This window comes from Pseudonocardia charpentierae (assembly GCF_031845345.1).
Taxonomy (GTDB): domain Bacteria; phylum Actinomycetota; class Actinomycetes; order Mycobacteriales; family Pseudonocardiaceae; genus Pseudonocardia; species Pseudonocardia charpentierae.
Map to the genome: position 1 here is coordinate 1 of NZ_JAVREJ010000024.1, position 15908 is coordinate 15908.

22 protein-coding genes and 2 pseudogenes are annotated in these 15908 nt (G+C 69.8%); 10 read left to right on the forward strand and 14 right to left on the reverse strand.

Annotated features, from left to right (window positions below):
* Positions 1 to 125: 125 nt before the first annotated feature.
* Positions 126 to 884 (reverse strand): MEDS domain-containing protein, encoded by a 759-nt coding sequence (locus RM445_RS25950; protein ID WP_311559475.1) that lies wholly within the window; start codon positions 882 to 884, stop codon positions 126 to 128.
* An 84-nt stretch (positions 885 to 968) separates the two neighbouring features.
* Here RM445_RS25950 and RM445_RS25955 point away from each other — a divergent pair, with 84 nt between their 5' ends.
* Positions 969 to 1133, forward strand: coding sequence for a hypothetical protein (locus RM445_RS25955; protein WP_311559553.1), 165 nt, complete (start codon positions 969 to 971; stop codon positions 1131 to 1133).
* Here the strand turns inward: RM445_RS25955 and RM445_RS25960 are convergent.
* The gene (locus RM445_RS25960; RefSeq protein WP_311559476.1) at positions 1085 to 1333 is read right to left on the reverse strand and encodes an ATP-binding protein; all 249 of its coding nucleotides are present in this window, start codon (positions 1331 to 1333) and stop codon (positions 1085 to 1087) included. The genes RM445_RS25955 and RM445_RS25960 overlap by 49 nt on opposite strands.
* Entirely contained in the window at positions 1300 to 2037 is a 738-nt protein-coding gene (locus tag RM445_RS25965; protein ID WP_311559477.1) for an MEDS domain-containing protein, read from the reverse strand. The genes RM445_RS25960 and RM445_RS25965 overlap by 34 nt, the downstream gene beginning before the upstream one ends.
* 496 nt (positions 2038 to 2533) lie before the next feature.
* Here RM445_RS25965 and RM445_RS25970 point away from each other — a divergent pair, with 496 nt between their 5' ends.
* On the forward strand, positions 2534 to 2719 hold the full coding sequence (locus RM445_RS25970; RefSeq protein ID WP_311559478.1) for a DUF1918 domain-containing protein: 186 nt from the start codon (positions 2534 to 2536) through the stop codon (positions 2717 to 2719).
* A 543-nt stretch (positions 2720 to 3262) separates the two neighbouring features.
* Here the strand turns inward: RM445_RS25970 and RM445_RS25975 are convergent.
* The 3 genes and pseudogenes from RM445_RS25975 to RM445_RS25985 all read right to left on the reverse strand — a co-directional run bounded on the left by RM445_RS25975 (position 3263) and on the right by RM445_RS25985 (position 5451).
* Positions 3263 to 4104, reverse strand: a pseudogene (locus tag RM445_RS25975) (IS5 family transposase).
* Between the two features lie 383 nt (positions 4105 to 4487).
* On the reverse strand, positions 4488 to 5183 hold the full coding sequence (locus RM445_RS25980) for a hypothetical protein (protein ID WP_311559479.1): 696 nt from the start codon (positions 5181 to 5183) through the stop codon (positions 4488 to 4490).
* 109 nt (positions 5184 to 5292) lie between these two features.
* The gene (locus RM445_RS25985; RefSeq protein WP_311559480.1) at positions 5293 to 5451 is read right to left on the reverse strand and encodes a cupin domain-containing protein; all 159 of its coding nucleotides are present in this window, start codon (positions 5449 to 5451) and stop codon (positions 5293 to 5295) included.
* A gap of 737 nt (positions 5452 to 6188) precedes the next feature.
* On the opposite strand from RM445_RS25985, the pseudogene RM445_RS25995 reads away from it, so the two are divergent.
* Positions 6189 to 6569, forward strand: a pseudogene (locus RM445_RS25995) (AMIN-like domain-containing (lipo)protein).
* A 463-nt stretch (positions 6570 to 7032) separates the two neighbouring features.
* On the opposite strand, the gene RM445_RS26000 reads toward RM445_RS25995, so the two are convergent.
* Positions 7033 to 7506 carry a hypothetical protein gene (locus RM445_RS26000; RefSeq protein WP_311559483.1) on the reverse strand — a complete coding sequence of 158 codons (474 nt, stop codon included), beginning with the start codon at positions 7504 to 7506 and terminating at the stop codon, positions 7033 to 7035.
* A 640-nt stretch (positions 7507 to 8146) separates the two neighbouring features.
* Positions 8147 to 8575 (reverse strand): PPOX class F420-dependent oxidoreductase, encoded by a 429-nt coding sequence (locus tag RM445_RS26005; RefSeq protein ID WP_311559484.1) that lies wholly within the window; start codon positions 8573 to 8575, stop codon positions 8147 to 8149.
* Between the two features lie 241 nt (positions 8576 to 8816).
* On the opposite strand from RM445_RS26005, the gene RM445_RS26010 reads away from it, so the two are divergent.
* Entirely contained in the window at positions 8817 to 9002 is a 186-nt protein-coding gene (locus RM445_RS26010) for a DUF1918 domain-containing protein (RefSeq protein WP_311559485.1), read from the forward strand.
* A 37-nt stretch (positions 9003 to 9039) separates the two neighbouring features.
* On the opposite strand, the gene RM445_RS26015 is transcribed toward RM445_RS26010, so the two are convergent.
* Genes RM445_RS26015 through RM445_RS26025 form a run of 3 tightly spaced genes read right to left on the reverse strand, consistent with a single transcriptional unit; the run spans position 9040 to position 9684 of the window.
* The gene (locus tag RM445_RS26015; RefSeq protein ID WP_311559486.1) at positions 9040 to 9399 is read right to left on the reverse strand and encodes an MmcQ/YjbR family DNA-binding protein; all 360 of its coding nucleotides are present in this window, start codon (positions 9397 to 9399) and stop codon (positions 9040 to 9042) included.
* Position 9400: 1 nt separating this feature from the next.
* Complete coding sequence (locus RM445_RS26020) at positions 9401 to 9538, reverse strand: hypothetical protein (RefSeq protein WP_311559487.1); 138 nt, start codon at positions 9536 to 9538, stop codon at positions 9401 to 9403.
* A complete protein-coding gene (locus tag RM445_RS26025) occupies positions 9535 to 9684 on the reverse strand; it encodes a hypothetical protein (RefSeq protein WP_311559488.1) in 150 nt (49 codons plus the stop codon). The genes RM445_RS26020 and RM445_RS26025 overlap by 4 nt, the downstream gene beginning before the upstream one ends.
* A 51-nt stretch (positions 9685 to 9735) precedes the next feature.
* Between RM445_RS26025 and RM445_RS26030 the strand changes: the two genes are divergently transcribed.
* Positions 9736 to 10425 carry a rhomboid family intramembrane serine protease gene (locus RM445_RS26030; protein ID WP_311559489.1) on the forward strand — a complete coding sequence of 230 codons (690 nt, stop codon included), beginning with the start codon at positions 9736 to 9738 and terminating at the stop codon, positions 10423 to 10425.
* On the opposite strand, the gene RM445_RS26035 is transcribed toward RM445_RS26030, so the two are convergent.
* Positions 10400 to 11035, reverse strand: coding sequence for a TetR/AcrR family transcriptional regulator (locus RM445_RS26035; protein WP_311559490.1), 636 nt, complete (start codon positions 11033 to 11035; stop codon positions 10400 to 10402). The two genes, RM445_RS26030 and RM445_RS26035, sit on opposite strands and share 26 nt — an antisense overlap.
* Before the next feature lie 39 nt (positions 11036 to 11074).
* On the reverse strand, positions 11075 to 11350 hold the full coding sequence (locus RM445_RS26040) for a GlsB/YeaQ/YmgE family stress response membrane protein (RefSeq protein WP_311559491.1): 276 nt from the start codon (positions 11348 to 11350) through the stop codon (positions 11075 to 11077).
* 140 nt (positions 11351 to 11490) lie between these two features.
* Here RM445_RS26040 and RM445_RS26045 point away from each other — a divergent pair, with 140 nt between their 5' ends.
* The gene (locus RM445_RS26045) at positions 11491 to 12249 is read left to right on the forward strand and encodes a glycoside hydrolase family 16 protein (RefSeq protein ID WP_311559492.1); all 759 of its coding nucleotides are present in this window, start codon (positions 11491 to 11493) and stop codon (positions 12247 to 12249) included.
* A 6-nt stretch (positions 12250 to 12255) separates the two neighbouring features.
* Here RM445_RS26045 and RM445_RS26050 read toward each other — a convergent pair whose 3' ends face one another.
* Positions 12256 to 12939: an NADPH-dependent F420 reductase gene (locus RM445_RS26050; protein WP_311559493.1), complete on the reverse strand. Its 684-nt coding sequence runs from the start codon at positions 12937 to 12939 to the stop codon at positions 12256 to 12258.
* A gap of 225 nt (positions 12940 to 13164) precedes the next feature.
* On the opposite strand from RM445_RS26050, the gene RM445_RS26055 reads away from it, so the two are divergent.
* The 4 genes from RM445_RS26055 to RM445_RS26070 all read left to right on the forward strand — a co-directional run bounded on the left by RM445_RS26055 (position 13165) and on the right by RM445_RS26070 (position 15902).
* Positions 13165 to 13317 (forward strand): hypothetical protein, encoded by a 153-nt coding sequence (locus tag RM445_RS26055; RefSeq protein ID WP_311559494.1) that lies wholly within the window; start codon positions 13165 to 13167, stop codon positions 13315 to 13317.
* A gap of 83 nt (positions 13318 to 13400) precedes the next feature.
* Positions 13401 to 14369, forward strand: coding sequence for an asparaginase (locus tag RM445_RS26060; protein WP_311559495.1), 969 nt, complete (start codon positions 13401 to 13403; stop codon positions 14367 to 14369).
* Between the two features lie 10 nt (positions 14370 to 14379).
* Positions 14380 to 15519 (forward strand): hypothetical protein, encoded by a 1140-nt coding sequence (locus RM445_RS26065; RefSeq protein ID WP_311559496.1) that lies wholly within the window; start codon positions 14380 to 14382, stop codon positions 15517 to 15519.
* A 56-nt stretch (positions 15520 to 15575) separates the two neighbouring features.
* Positions 15576 to 15902 carry a putative quinol monooxygenase gene (locus RM445_RS26070; RefSeq protein WP_311559497.1) on the forward strand — a complete coding sequence of 109 codons (327 nt, stop codon included), beginning with the start codon at positions 15576 to 15578 and terminating at the stop codon, positions 15900 to 15902.
* Positions 15903 to 15908 lie beyond the last annotated feature (6 nt).

Sequence of the window (15908 nt, forward strand, 5' to 3'; positions counted from 1 at the left end):
GGAACCGGAACACACGGCTGGAAAACAGCCCTGAATACGCTCGTCGTCCTCTTCCCCGGACGACTTCCTCTGTGATATTTTAGCCAGATTAGTCACCCGTGGCTTACACGGGAATCGTGACAGGCTCAACGGTCCAGGACCAGTAGCCCGCGGTGGTCGATGAACTCCAGCTGCCGCCCGTCCACGACCAGCTCCGGCCCCGACATGAACGGCAGGACGCGGCCCAGGGTGTCGCCGAGCTGACCCGCCGACGCAAAGTCAACCTCGCCGGCCAACGTGAAAGCCGCTCCGTCGTCGGTGTAAAGGCGAAACGCGCTCGCGCCGCGACTGGTCAACGGGTGCAGACACGCCATCTCCGCCACCGCCTCCCTCCCCAGCTGCGCGACGTCGTAGGCGCAAACCGTCGCCAAGGGCAGCACGCTCGACTGCTGGTCGAGCAGATACTCGTAGTGGGCGTACGCCACCCGCTGCGCGACGGTGCCAGTCAGACCAGTTGCGTCAACCACGGCACGCAGCCCTGTATAGCCGGCCGCGAGCGCATCCTCGGTAGCTGCCACACGCGACGCGACCGATCGGTCTGGATCGACCACCTGACCCGCACCGGAAAACGCATACACCTCGTCGACCAACGCGACGCGAAACTCACCCCGGTCGACCACGCCCTGGCCGTAGTCCGCGTCCCTGTCGGCGAACCCGGCCAACTCAGCTCGTAGCGCCCCCACACTGCCGCTGCCCACGAACTCGATCCGCTGGCCCGCCGCAACCCCGTCGAGAAGGTACTCCCACACGCGCGTTCCGAGCTCCACCCGGCCCGCGTAGCCCCACCCCACGTGACTACAGGACACGAGCCCGCGGGCAGAATCGACAACGCCAGCCTGGCGCATACCGGAAAGCTACTCCGCCCCCTCCCTGACTGTCAGCTACTCGCCGTGCTCACGCGGCTGCGTCGCTCGTGCTACTGCAGCTGGATGCAAACACTCCCGCGCGCCGTCGGGGCCGCGTTCCTCGCGCTCGCCCGTTGCGCTCCATTGGGAAACATCCGCTACCAGCACTCCCGGATCACCATCGCACCGGCACCTCGGGGCTACCTGGTGCGCGTGTCCGGGTGGACCGCGGTCAAACAGACGGTGTAGCCGCCGGGATCGCAGCGTTGGGAGACGTCGACCAGCTGGTGGATCAGCCACAGGCCGAGGCCCGGCTCCATGGCAGGCACGTCGCCGGTGTCCGTCGACGTATCCGTGGTGTACGCGTCGACTGGGGAATCAGTCGGGCCGGGGCCCGAATCGGTCACGGTAACCGTCACCCGGCCATTCGTCGTCCACAGGCGCAGCACAACTGGGGGCCCGTGCCTGAGCGCGTTGACGACCGCTCGTGACTGGCGAAGATCAGCTTATCGATTACCTGGTCGGGCAGCCGATGCCGGGAGAACCACTTGACCGTGGCGCGCGCGGTAGCGGCGGACGGGTCCACGAGCTCAACCGCCGGCGGAGTCCGCTCGATCGGATCGGGCTGATCGTATCCGCGCTGAACGAGGAAGTTGGCCGGATGTTGGTAGCGGTCGTTGGGCCGGTGGTCGCCGTCCTGCCCGACCAGGGGGTGAGTGGCCCACAGGTCCTCGACCATGTCGGCAGTAAGAGCGCGCTGGTCGTAAGCACATACCGCCCAGGTGCCGTAGTGGCGCAGGGCCAGGTTCAACACCGCTTCCAGGCGCCGCCAGTCGGACCACTGCGACGGGGCGATCACCGGCTCCTGGTGAACGACACGAGAGTAGCTGGGCAGCAGCGCGCTCGCGGTGCTCACGTGCTGTGGAGGGTGGCCGGGCTCTGCCAACGCCGGCTCCACCGTCAGGTAGGGCGACGGCCCGACTTCGTGCAGCACAGCCTGCGCGGCGTCGGCCCGGAGTAGCAGCAGTGTCGGTTCTTCCGCGGCCACCCCGTCCCGGGCCCACGGCACCACGAACTCCACCAGGTCCTCGGCCGAGCCGTACAGGAACAACTCGTGTCGAAAGCTGCGATGACCGGTAGCGGTACTGGTCATTGCGAAACTCCGTCCGGATGCCGTTCAACTCGTGGATCGGACCGCACCCGCACGACACGTGGCCACGGCCCGAGCCCGCAGCTAGACACCCATGTCTACCCGTGGAGCGCCCAGCGTGCACGGAGTCGTACCAGTCGTGGTCGCCATCACCCTTTCGGACGATCGGGGCACAGATCAGCGGACCAAAGCCGTCCTTCACCGGTCACCATGCTCTGCCCGCCCGTCGCGAGGCGTCACTCGGTCGGAGGTGAAGCACAGGAGGAACCGGGGTGGCGGCCAGCAGAGCGAGACATCTAGCGACGACCCTCGCGGGACGCTTACAGGTCAGGGCTTCGTCATAGCCGTCGTGCCCATCGGCCTTTGTTCCTCCGATCGCATACCGCGCGAGGTCGGGCTGCTCAGGGTGCGTCCCGCGGAATGGGCGCGCATGGGCGATCGGCCCTGGCGATCTCGCGCGCTGCGCTGGAACCTGTAGGCGTCGACCGGAGGAGGCAGGATGCACGCCAAGCAAGGCGATCAGATCGTCATCGACACCACCACGCTCGACGCGCTCCGCCGGCGCGGTGAGGTGATCGAGGTAATGGGGCAGGGCGAGCGGGAGCACTACCGGGTCCACTGGCAGGACGGCCACGAGTCGGTCTACTTCCCGGGCCCGGACGCCCGCGTGGTGTCAGCGGACTGAGCGTCGTCTGTCGCAGGAACCGGAGCACTGCATCCGAGCCGGTACCTCACCGGGGCCAGCCAGTGCACCGGCCTGAACGACTCGGTCAGCAGGCACTCCACGACGGGCCCCGACGCACCCGTTGTCATCCCCTGGCGCGGCGGACCTGCTACAGCGGAGGGTGTCCCTCGCCCCGGCAGCGCTGGTCCTCGGGGATCGGTGTGTGCTCGGGCCGATTTCGCTCCGGATCGCCCGGGTGTCTGGGCACAACCCCGTCATCCAGCATCAGCCCGCGCCCACAAGCGCGGCAGATGCCGAAATCCGGGTGGGGCTCCACCCCTGTCACGCGTGGACCGTACGTCCCAAGCGGTGCAATGTCACCCGCGGGTCGAGGTGCGCGTGCTCACGGAGGTGGGCACCGGAGCAGACGACGTGGTGGGCGCGAGACGCCTGCTGCGGGGGCTTCGACCCGGACTGATCGATCAAACGCCAGCGCACCATCACCGCCCACGAACAGCGCACGTTGAAGATCAAGCTAAGAGGTCGCGCGGATTGATGTGTTGATCATGGCCGTCGTGCGGGTCGGGTGTCCCATCGGTGGGTGGTCCAGTCCTGCCGGACAAGGCGACGGACAGTGATGATCGCATCGGCGAGGTCGAAGTAGGCGTCGATCACGCGTTCGCGGCGCTCATAGCAGCGTGGGAACCGGTTGAAGCCGTTGTGCCAGGCGTTGGTGCGCTCGACATGCCAACGCCGGCCGGCCTGGATCGGCGCCTTCTCGCCCTTGTGCGCGATCTCGCCGTGCAGGCCGCGGTCGGCCAGCAGGGTGCGGGTCTTGGTCGAGTCGTAGCCGGCGTCGAGGTGCACGGTGACCTGTGCGGGCAGCGGGCCCAGCCCGGCAAGCCGGTCGAGGGTCGGTTCGAGCAGCGGGGAGTCGTGCCGGTGCGCCCCGGCCAGGACCCGGCCCAGCGGGATCCCGCCACCCTCGACCAGCACCGACCGTTTCAGGCCCTGTTTGCGCCGGTCGACCGGCGACGGTCCGGCGCACTCACCCCCGCCGGGTGCCTTCGTGATGCACCCGTCGACGGCGAGGTGATCGAGGGCCAGGCCGACGATGCGGTCGTAGGCCTCGCGGGCGATGCGGGCCAGCGCGGCGAACACCCCCAGCGCGATCCACTCGTCGCGCCCGCCCGCAGGGTTGTCGCCGAGCAGGTGGTGTCGGCGATCGCGTCGTAGGAGCAGCCGAACCGCAGTACCTGGACCAGCTTGTCGAACACGATCCGGTCGCCGATCCGGCGGCGGTGACAGCCCCACGGATGGGTGGGGACGAACACCTCCCGGGGCGGGAGCAGCGCGGCGAACTGGTCCCACAGCGGGTCGGCAAGCCATGATGGCAACGCGGGCACGAGGCCTCCACACGATCACGAAGCGTAGACAACTTCATGATCGACAGGTCTCGTGCCCGCATCCTGCTCCGCCACGCCCTGCCGCAACCAGGCTGTGATCAATCCGTGCGACCTCTAAGAAGGAACAGGACAGAGGGCGAGGGCAGCGGGTGCGGCGGGCGGTGTAGGCCGCAAGGTCCGGTCACCGGGCGCGGCCGCCGGCGGTCCTGCCTTGTCACGGCGCGTCCGACGTCGTGCGGGATCGCCTACGCCAGCCACCACGACTTCTCGTGTTTTGCAGTTCCTGGCGCTGTCGCCGGTGCGTGGGTCGCGTGTGGGGGCTCCAGAAGGCGGCAGCCTGGGCCGCAGCTTCGCCATGTCCCGGCGGCACAGGTCCGGTCCCGTTACCGCCTCGGCAGCCGCTGCCTTAGCGCTTGCACCAGCTGCTGGGCCTCCTGGGCCGCCTGCTGTGCCTTTTCAGCGGCGTGCGCCTTCTCCGTCGCCTGCTCGCGCAGCTGCTGCGCCTTCTCGATGGCCTGGGCACGGACCTGCTGCGCCTTCTCGATGGCCTGAGCACGAGCCTGCTGCGCCTTCTCAATGGCCTGAGCACGAGCCTGCGCCTTGGCGGCAGCGCGACCGCGGGCCTTCTGTGCCTTGCTCTGGGCACGACCGGAGGACGCTGCCTCAACGCTCAGCGCGTTGACCGTGTCCCCGACAAGGCTGCGCGCCTGCTCGTCAACGGCAGCGGCGACACCTATGGCGGTCCGCGATGACCGCCGGCTCCATCGACGACGGAGCCACAACACCAGCAGACCGAAGGCCAAGGCCGCGGCCGCCTTGCCCTGGTTCCCCTGCGCCATCTGTGGCGCCCTCTCGGCAGCTCGCGCGCGGATCTGCTGGGCCGTCTCGACGGCCTGAGCGCGAGCCTGCGGAGCCTTCTCCATCGCTTGGCCGCGCAGCTGCGCGGCCTTCGCCGCCGCTTGAGCGCGGACCTGCTGCGCCTTGCTCTGGCCACCGGCTCCGGCGGCAACGTTGCTCCCCGGCGCAACCACCCGGTCGCTGCGATCGCTAGAACTGCCGTTGATCTCGGCCGGAGGCACCACGGGATCGGTGAGGGACTCACCGGGTAGCTGACCTGCCGGTCCACCCGCGGGGGGCTGAGGGGAACTCATTGCTACGTCCGCTCCTTCACAACCTTGTGATCACGCACTACCTGATCGTCCGCACCAACCACTGCCAGCCCGGCTCGAAGGTCGCACGCCCAACTGGCCCACCTTCGAGGTTGACCAACCCCAGCTTGCCCTTACCGTCTTCGAATGGCCGCGTCTCCTCAGGAGAGTCGAGGCTCTTGCGGATCAGGCCAGCCATGACGGGCTCCTTACTTCGAGTAGGGACATCCATGTTGCTCTCGTGGCGCCATGCGGGAGGGATCCGAGGATGGCCCCCTCGGCTGCGGTTGTCCATGGACGCCGCAACTCCGTCGGAGTGAACCTCCGGGCCGGACGCGCGGCCTGGACAGACGGCGGCGGGCTGGCGGGCCCGCTTCGACGCCGGTGGTATCGATATGCTGCATGATCAGCCGCGCAGCGGTCGGCCGCCGCAATCGATGAGATCGATGTTGTGGTGGCAATGCTGGCCGAGGACAGCCGGCCGCCGCGCATCTGGGCGTGACCCACTGGTCGGCCTGGCTGCTGGCCGAACACCAGTCGGGGACGTCTCTCCCGCGCATGATCGATCTACCGCTTTGGTCGTCGCTTACGTCGGAGTCCGACACACCTCCACCGAGCGCCGGCCATGATCAAGACTTCGACGTACCGTCGCTCACCAGCGCAGAAACTGACGGTCGCACGCCGATGATCATCAGGCTCCCAGCCAGCGGGTTGTAGGTTCGATTCCTACGCGGCGCACCAATCTCCGCAGGCCAGAGCCCTGGCGGCCGGCGGCGGGAGCTCATGGGCCCAGGTCCTCGGCATGCCATGCGCAGCGTCGCCCGCACCTTCATCCTCACCGCCTCCACACTGCTCGCGGTGGTGCTGCTGGCGGCGCCAGCCTCGGCGACCGTGTGCTCAACCCCCTTCGGCTCGCTCCCCAGGGACGACCCCGCGATGGGAACCGGCGAGGTGGACACCGTGCGCGCCGGCCGGCACGAATGCTTCGACCGCCTCGTCGTCGACATCGACGGGCCGCCGGTCGGCTACAACGTCCGCTAGGTCGACGAGGTGATCGCGGACGGCTCCGGCGCCGTGGTACCCACCCCCGGTGGCGCCCGGTCGCAGGTGATCGTCCGGCACCCCAGCTTCTCGCCGGTCCCGCTGCCCAACCTCGCCGGCTTCTTGACTTTCCGCTCGATTACCAACGCCGGCAGCTTCGAGGGGCAGACCACCTACGGGCTGGGCGTTCGCGCCTGGCTGCCGTTCCGGGTCGTCACCATCGCGGGCGGGCACGGCCGGATCGTCGTCGACGTTGCACACCGCTGGACCACATGACGATTGGTGGCCTCGACGTCGACCAGCCTGCGGCCCGCTGAGGACGTTCCGAATCCCAACCGGGTGCACACGCCGAAGGCGTCGGCGGCCGTGAGCGCCCGGAACGCCGCTACATGATCACGTATTAGCGCGACTGTCCGGCTCGGACGGTCCCCATTATGGCGCTCACGGATGGCCCCGAGGATGCCCAGGGCTTCGAGACGGACGAGCAGCATGCCCAGGCCGTCCACCGCGGAGTGGGCGTGCTGCAGTTCGCCGAGCGTGGCGAGTCGTACCACGCTCGGCACCAAGAACCCACGGTAAGACCGTCTGGATCATCAAACGCCGACCGTCGTGGTGGCCGACGAGGAGCAGGGTCGTGGTGGCGTCGACGCCCGCCTACAGATCGGGTGCTGGCCCCCACCGGGGCCACACTGCCGCTCGCGGGATTCGTGTAGCTGTGGGATTGGGGCGTGCCAGCGCTCTACTTGAGCACTCCGTCGTCTACCCCACCAGCAAGCCAGGCCCGCAGCTGGTTGGGCGTCGCCTCGACGTGGTGGACAGGCAGATGGTGCTTCTGCTTCATCACCTGTGGGAGGTCGAGGCGCAGCCAGCGCGAGTGCTCCTGGGGCAGCGTGGAGATGACCAACCCGGCGTAGCCGGGGTTCTCCCGAAGCTCCTGGTCGATGGCGTCGACGGGTGACTCCGCCCCGATCCTCGTCGCCACCAGGTTGACTCCCGCCTGGATGAACGCCTCGCGTCCCTCGGCCTCCCGATGCTCGGCCGCCTCCTGCTCGGTGGCGGTGTCCGTCTTCCACAACAGCAGGTGTCGCACCGGGCTGGCGGGAACGAGCAGGACGAACTCGGCGGGTTCGTCCTCCTTCGCAATCTCCTTGAGCTTTTCGACCAACTTGGGATTGCTAACCGTCTCATGAGCCACCACGAGATAACGGGCCATGATGCACCCCCTGGCTACCACTGCAGGAACTCCTGCGACCGCCCGTAGCACTCACAATCTAGCCTCGATCTTGCGTCACGGCCAGGATGCGGCTAGTCTCCGCGGCGCTGTTGGGTAGCTCAGGACTGCCGATCGCACCTGTACCCCGACCCGCTCCACCGCGCCCCTCCCCGTGGGGGTCTCGCTGATGCGCGGCATCGGCAGGAGGTGTGCTTCAGCCCGGCTCCAGCCCCTCGCAGGTCGGCGCAGATCCGGCTCACGCGATGGTGGTCGCAGCGGTGACGTCGGCGGTTGCGCGAGGGGCGCTCGTTCCGGGAACGGCATCCCGGGAAGCCTCCATCACCGACGAATGTGCGCGACGAGGCGCATGATCAGGTTGCCGCTTTGGTCACCGCTTACGGCAACGGATCGGCCGACATCGGCGACCACGGCACATGATCGACGAGGTGGCACACCACTCCTGGCCAGCACTGAGGCGAACGTCCGCGCAGGGCTGATCACGCGACTCCCAGCCAGCGGGGTTGGGGTTCGATTCCCTCGCGGCGCACACAACCAGCAGGCCAGGGCTCCGGGCCTGGCTTGTTTTCATGATCCAGGGACACTTTCGGCTCTTTGAGGTTGGCTGTCCCCCGGCCGGGAGCTACCCGGCCACCGGCGCAGCGTGTTCACACTTGCGAGCCGGATACCAGTCGTCGCTGACAGGCTCGCCGGCCATGTTCCAGCTCCACGACACGGTCGGGGTGATCCGTAGGAATATCCCCGGCCCGAACATGCCGACCCGCTCGACCGGTCCGTCCGCAATGCCGTACACCCGCACTGCGCGGGCCACGAAGGGCTGAACGGACACCAGATCGTCAACGACCAGCGCGACTCGCACGCTTCCGGCGGCGACGTTGCGAAACTTGCGGGTGCTGAGCACCGACGAGCCGACGCCCCCCACCCCGAGGAACGTGCCGTCGAACTCGAACGCAACCGGGACCACATCCGGTTGTCCGCCCCCGCCCAGCGTCGCCAAGCGCGCCAGCGGCTGCGACCGTAAGAACGCGGTCTCGGCGTCGTCGAAGGACATCCTGGCCACCTCCTCGTAGGTCGTGGCTGGATAGCACCGATCGGCTGGAGGCTCGAGGGAGGGGCACCAGGGGCGGCGACCTACTCACGCCCGAGGGCTGCCAGACCGACCGCGAGGACCTGCACCTGTCGGGACAACCGCGACGCGATCCCGCTGCCCCACACGATATGCGAGGCGATTGACCCCTGGCGATCTCGTGCGATGAGTTGGACTCTGTAGCGCATCGCACTGAGGAGGGCTGATGCACGCCAAGCAGGGCGACCAGATCGTCATTGAGACCCAGACGCTCGATGCGCTCCGCCGGCACGGCGAGGTGATCGAGGTGATCGGGCAGGGCGAGCGGGAGCACTATCGGATCCGGTGGCAGGACGGCCACGAGTCGATCTACTTCCCGGGCCCGGCCGCCCGGGTGGTGTCGGCGGACTGACGGGCCTGCGGTCACCACCAGAAGCCGGCGCCCCGGCTCAACCTGGGCCGTCAGGGTGGGCGAGGTCGTATGCGCGGGTGACCTTCTTCGGCACCACCATCCGCCAGGCGTCGACCACGAACTCGCGCGCCTCCGCCGGGTTGAGGGCGGCAAGGTCGGCCTCCACCCAGTTGAACCGCAGATCCGACGGCCGCGGCATGCGGAAGCGGTGCGGCTGCGCGGCGACGAGCGCCGCCCGCTCCTCCTTGGGGAACGCGAAACCCATCTCCGTCTCGTCGAGCGAGAACGCGACGTAGACGATCTGCTTGACGCGGAACTTCAGCCTGCCCCGGACGTAGACCTGGTACGACCGCTCCAGGCTCGAGCCCAGCCACCGGACGTCCTCGACCGTGGCCATGTCACGGATCCTCGACAGACGCAATGACGTACCGCTTCATGTCGGCGTCCAGGATCCGCGCCGCGGTACCGGAGTCGGGCCCCGAGCCGCGGAACGCCAGCAGCTCCTTCTCGGTCTCCCAGCGCTCGTAGATGTTCACGCGCTGCAGGTCGAGCGTGTCCGCCGTGATCGAGAAGTCCAGGCAGCGGGGGCGCTCCGGGCCATCGACACCACCGTGACCCCTTCGGCGACGAACGCGTCGCGATCCTCCGCATCGGTGATCACGTACCCGGCGACGATCAGCATGTGGGTAGGACTCGCCCGCCTCCCGGAAGTCATCGCCTACCGTGCAGGATCGTGATCCTGCGATGGCGGGCGTCGGTGCTGACGATCGTCCTCACCGCTCTGACCGGCGTCGTCAGCGTGGCGGGTCTGATCTCGCCTGCCGTGCTTGGCGCGCTGGAACGCACACCGGCCGCACTGCACGGCGAGGTGTGGCGCTGGGTGACCTCACTGCTGGTCCAGGACGGAGGCATCCTCGGGACGGCGTCGAACCTGATCTTCCTCGGCCTTCTGGGGATGGCCGCCGAGCAGGTCGTCGGGCGCACGACGATGATCCTCTGCTACCTGTTCGCAGGGCTGGCCGGGCAGGTCGCCGGGGTGTTCTGGCAACCGGTCGGCGCAGGGAACTCGGTGGCTGTGTGCGGGCTGGCCGGGCTCGTGGCGTGGTCGCTGCGCCACGAGCGGATGCCGGGCTGGGCGGGCACGGCGGTCGCACTCTGGCTCGGTGCGCTCCTCGCGACCTGGTGGCCGCCCTTGTTCGCGGTGGGTGTCCTCGGCAGCGCGCTCGACCGCGCCGTGGCGCGAACGCGGCCTGGGTTCCGGACGGCCGGAGCAGTCGCCGCGAGTGGTGCGGTCGCCGCCGCCCTGATTGCGGTGGCCAACATCCACGGTCCCGCGCTGGCAGTCGGGACGCTGGTCGGTGCCGTGGCCGCTCGTTTCCGCCGGAGCAGCCCCGCAGCTACCGGTGATGCACCGTGCGGGTGAGCCGGATGCGCTGTTCGACATCGCTCAGCCGGGCCGGCAGGGGGCTCGCCACCCCGGGGCGTAGCGCGTCCAGCACGAGAACCAGATGACGGTGCCACAGCTCGGGCGCGTCGTTACCGGACGCGGCGACGACCGGCCTGAGTGTGTCGACCAGGAGAGACAGGTCCTCGACGTCGACGTCGACACGGACCGCACCCTGGCTCTGGGCGAACTGCAGCACGCGGTCCAGGGTGGCGTGGACCTCCGTGACGATCCATCTCAACGACGGCGACGCGTCGAGGCGTTCTTTCTCCACCTGGCCGACCGCCGGACCGACCAGCGGGGCCGTCGAGAAGATCTCGAAGATCAGCTCGTACAGGGCCCGCCAGCCGTCGTCCACGTCCTCGTAGCGGGCGAGGACGGCGGCAAAGCGCTCGCGGATCTCGCCGAAGGCCGCCTCGTAGAGGTCGTCCCGGGTGGGGAAGTGCCGGTACAGCGTCGCGTTGCCCACGCCCGCCCGTCGCGCCACCGTGTCGAGCGGGACGTCGAGGCCGTGGTCGCTGAACGACTCGATCGTCGCCTCGATCAGCAGCCGCCGGTTGCGGGCCACGTCGCTACGGGGCTGACGCACAGCTCCACCTCCCGTGGCCCGCCCGACCGCCGAATGGGGTCAGCGGCGGATACCCCGGCGACCGTAGACGTTGGCGGCGAGGATGACGCCACCGGCGGCGAGGACGATCTGGATGATCAGTTCGATCCAGTCGAAGCCGCGGGTGCTGGCGACGCCCAGGGCGCGGGCGAGGAACGTGCCGATGAGGGCCGCGACGATGCCGACGACGATCGTGAGCCAGATCGGGATGTTCTGCTTGCCGGGCACGACCAGGCGGCCCAGCGCCCCGATGATGAGGCCCACCACGATTGCACTGATGATGCCGGTGACGGTCATGCTCTGCTCCAAGGTTCGCGATACGAAGGCCGGATCATCACCATGACACGTCCAGATGGCCTAATGGCCCATCTCGTGTCACAGCTTCCCAACGGCTCCGTAACTCCTGGATCCGACCTCCGAGGCGGGATACTCCCCGCATGATCCGGTCGACCGTGTTCGACGAACACTTCGATCAGCCCGTCCTCGACCCCGCGGTGTGGACCACGTCCTACCTGCCCGCATGGAGCTCCCGCGCCGCGGCCGCAGCCACATACGCCGTCGAGGACGACGGGCTGCACCTCACGATCCCTGCCGACCACCCGCTGTGGTGTCCCGACCTGCACACCACCCCGCTGCGGGTCTCGGCCGTGCAGAGCGGCAACTGGTCGGGTCCCGTCGGCAGCTCGCGAGGCCAGCAGCCGTTCCGCGACGGGCTCGTCGTGCGCGAGGAACAGCCCACCGTGCTCGGCTTCACCCCGCATCACGGGCGGGTCGAGGTGACGTGTTCGGCGCGGATCCAGCCATGGTCGATGTTCTCCGCCTGGATGGTCGGCATCGAGGACGAGCCCGACCGGTGTGGGGAGATCTGCCTGGTCGAGGTGTTCGGCGACGCCGTCGACGGGCACCGGGCCGCCGTCGGGTCGGGGATCCACCCCTTCCGCGACCCGCGCCTCGTCGAGGAGTTCTCCGCCGAGGCGATGACGATCGACGTCACGCAGCCGCATCGCTACGCGATCGACTGGCAGCCCGGGCGGGTCGAGTTCTTCGTCGACGACGAGCGCATGCGGGTGTGCGCGCAGGCACCCGACTATCCCCTGCAGCTCATCCTCGGCGTCTTCGACTTCCCGGACCGCAGGCCGGCCGGCGAGGTGGCCGTCGCCGAGCTCGCCGTGCACCGGGTGCGCGGAACCCGGTGACCCCGATCAGCGTCGCTGCACCGTGATGTTGATGTCGAAGGTCCCGTACGCCTGCGTGATCGACAACCAGAGCAACACGAAACTCTCGGTCCCACGGGCCGCCACCAGTCCGCCCAGGTCGACGATCCGTCCGGCACCCCAGCCGAACTCGCCGAGCAGCGCCGACACGGTCGCCTTCGCCTCGGCATCGCCGCCCGCCACGAACACGACGTGGTCACCAGGAACGCGGTCCGGGTGCACCATGACCTCGGCGTTCATGGTGTTGAGAGCCTTGACCACGCGCACCCGCGGAAACGTCCGCTGCAGCGTCTCGGCCAGGCTGTCGGTGTTCGCGACCGACAGGGCCGGCCCGTCGGCGGTGAAGACGAGCGGGTTCGCGACGTCCAGGACCACGAGCCCGTCGCGCTCCCCCACCCCTGCGGCGGCGAGCGCGTCGGCCGACGCCGCGCCTGCCGTGGCGTTGACCAGCACCTCCGCGTGGGCGCCGGCCTCGGGCAGCGGGACCAGCCGCACGTCGGAGTGCTGCTCCTGCCACTGCGCGTACGGCGGCGTGCCCTGCACGTCCGGCTCGGTGCGGGCCAGCGTCGCCGCAGGGTCACGCGTGCCCACCACGACGTCGTGCCCGAGGCCTGCCAGTCGACCGGCGAGCGCGCGGCCCACCGAGCCCGTGCCCAGTACTGAGATTCTCACGATCCGTCGTCCCCTCGTCCGGTGTGTCATGGACGCTAGAACGTCGAGCACGGTCGAGGTCAACGACGGCAGGGCGTAGCGCCTCGGTAACGCGGTGAGAACCTCTCGGCTCGCGCACGGACCGTCACCCGATCACCGGAGCCCGGTTGGGCCATCCGCATCACTTCTGTCACGAGAACGGCGCGTGCACTGGCGCTCGCGCCCTGTCGTCGTCACAGTGATCGCATGCCGCGGTGGCTCGTTGCCTTGATCATCATCCTGATCATTATCGTCTTCATCCTGCCCAACCCTGCGGGGACGGGCAGCTACCTCGGCAATGCGATCGACTCAATCGTGATCTTCTTCCGCAGCATCGGCCAGTCGGTCAACAGCGTCTGAGGTCGGCAGGACCACCGGAGGAAGGCAGCGGCGCGACGTCACGCCCGGATGACGGCGGTCGACCGACACGTACCGTGGTCGCCATGATCGAAGTCCGGGCCGCACCGGTGGCGCACGTCGTGCGCGCCGGGGTGGTCGAGTCGGTGCACCACGGACACCTGGTGGGGCTCGACGGCTCCGGCGCAACGGTCCTCTCCTTTGGGGATCCGGCCGTCACCTTCTTCGCCCGCTCGGCCCTCAAGCCGCTACAGGCCGTCGCCATGCTGCGCGCCGGGCTCGACCTGGACGGCGAGCTCCTCGCCCTGGCCGCAGCCAGCCACTCCGGCGAGCCCGCCCACCTGGACGGGGTCCGACAGATTCTCGAGCGCGCCGATCTCGGCGTCGACGACCTGCAGAACACCCCTGACGTCCCGCTCGACCCGCGCGCCGCCGTCACCTGGCGCGCAGCGGACCGGCCGCCGTCCTCGCTCGCCCAGAACTGCTCCGGGAAACACGCGGCGATGCTTGCCACGTGCCGCGCCGCGGGCTGGGACACGGCCACCTACCGAGACCCCGGTCACCCCCTGCAACAGGCGGTGCGGGCCACGGTCGAGGACCTGACCGGTGTCCCCGTGGCGTACACCGCCGTGGACGGGTGCGGCGCCCCGCTGTTCTCCAGCAGTCCGGCCGGGCTCGCCCGGGCGTTCGCGCGGATCGCGACCGCACCGCCCGGCACCCCCGAGGGGCGGGTCGGCGCGGCGGTCCGTGCGCACCCGTGGTGGGTGGCGGGCACCGGACGCGAGGTCGTCCGGCTCGCCGCCGCGGTTCCCGGCCTGATCTCCAAGGACGGCGCGGAGGGCGTGTTCGCCGCCGCGCTGCCCGACGGGCGGGCGGTGGTCCTCAAGGTCCTCGACGGTTCGGCGCGTCCGGTGGCGGCGGTGGTCGCGGCGGCGCTGCGGACGCTGGGCATCGAAGAGCCCGGCCTCGCGTCGGCCGGATACACGCCGGTGCTCGGCCACGGCGACCCGGTGGGCAGCGTCGAGCCGGTCGTGGACGGCTCCGCCGCAGGCTGACGGGCTGCCGGTGCAGGATCTCGACGCCCGACGTCTCGCCGACGCCCTCGCTCCTGCCGCCGTCCACCTCGCCGTCCGCGCCGTCGGGGTCGCCGTCCTCGGTCTCATGGCCCGCATCTACGACACGCCGCTGGTCACCGAGCTGCGCAGCTGGGACGGCGTGTGGATGCTCAGCATCGCCCGGTACGGGTACGACGGCGTGCCCGTCACGCTCGTCGACGCCCTCGGTCGTCACACGGCGGACACGGCGTACGCGTTCTTCCCCGGCTACCCCGCAACCATCGCCGCCGTCGGGCTGCTGACCGGCGGGAACCTCGTCGTCGCGGCGTTGCTCGTCACCAACCTCGCCGGGGTGGCGGCGGCGTACGGGCTGGTCCGGCTCGCCGAGGTGGTGCCCGGCGGGTCGCGTCGCGCGGGGTTGCTGCTCGTCGCGCTGTTCGCCGCCGCCCCGATGGGCGTGGTCCTGAGCATGGTCTACACGGAGGCGCTGTTCTGCGCGCTGGCGGTGTGGGCGCTGGTCGGCGTGCTGCGCGGGCAGTGGCTGCTCGCGGGCCTGTGCTCCGCGGCGGCAGGGCTGGTCCGGCCGACGGGCAGCGCGCTGGCGGTCGCGGTCGGGCTGGCGGCGGCCGTCGCCGTCGTCCAGCGGCGCGACGGCGTGCGTCCGTGGCTCGGCGGGCTGCTGGCGGTGTCGGGTCTGCTCGGCTACCTCGGCTACGTCGGGTGGCGCACGGGCACGCCGACGGGCTGGTTCGACATCCAGCGCACCGGGTGGAACTCCCGGTTCGACGGAGGTGCGTCGCTGGCGCGGTTCGTCGGACAGGCGGCGCTCACCGGGCACGAGGCCTACGACCTGGCGGTGCTGCTGGCGTTGACCGGTTCGATCGTGCTGCTCGTGGTTGCCGTCCGGATGCGTCTGCCGTGGCCGCTGCTGGTGTACACCGCGGCGGTACTGATCACCGTGTGGGCGAGCGACGGGCAGATCCACTCACGGGTGCGGTTGCTCATGCCGGCGTTCCCGCTGCTGCTGCCGGTCGCCCTCGGACTCGCGCACCGCCGGACCGGCACGGCCGTCGCGGTGGTGGTCGCGGCGGCGCTGGCCTCGGCCTGGTTCGGCGGCTACGCGTTGACGATCTGGCGCTACGCGATCTGACAGGGGCAGACAGCCCCCGCACGCCCACCTGATGCGACCGCGATTACGGTCGTCGCGTGGACTTCGGGCAGGGCGGACGGATCGGTCGGTACGTGCGGATGGAGGCGCTCCCCGGCAAGGGGTCGGTGCTCGCCGGAAAGCTGCTGACGGTCGCCGAGGGGATGCGCGGGGCGCCGGGCTGCGAGCTGTACGTGGTCAACCTCTCGGCGGACGAGCCGGACATCGTGTGGGTCACCGAGGTGTGGGCGGACGAGGCCGCGTCGGACAGCGCCCTGTCCGGTGACCTCGGTGAGGCCGGGATCGGCGAGGTGATCGAGCTGCTGGCCGGGCCGCCCGAGCTGGTCGATCTCACCCCGCTCGGCGGCCCGGGCCTTCCGCGCTGAGCCCGG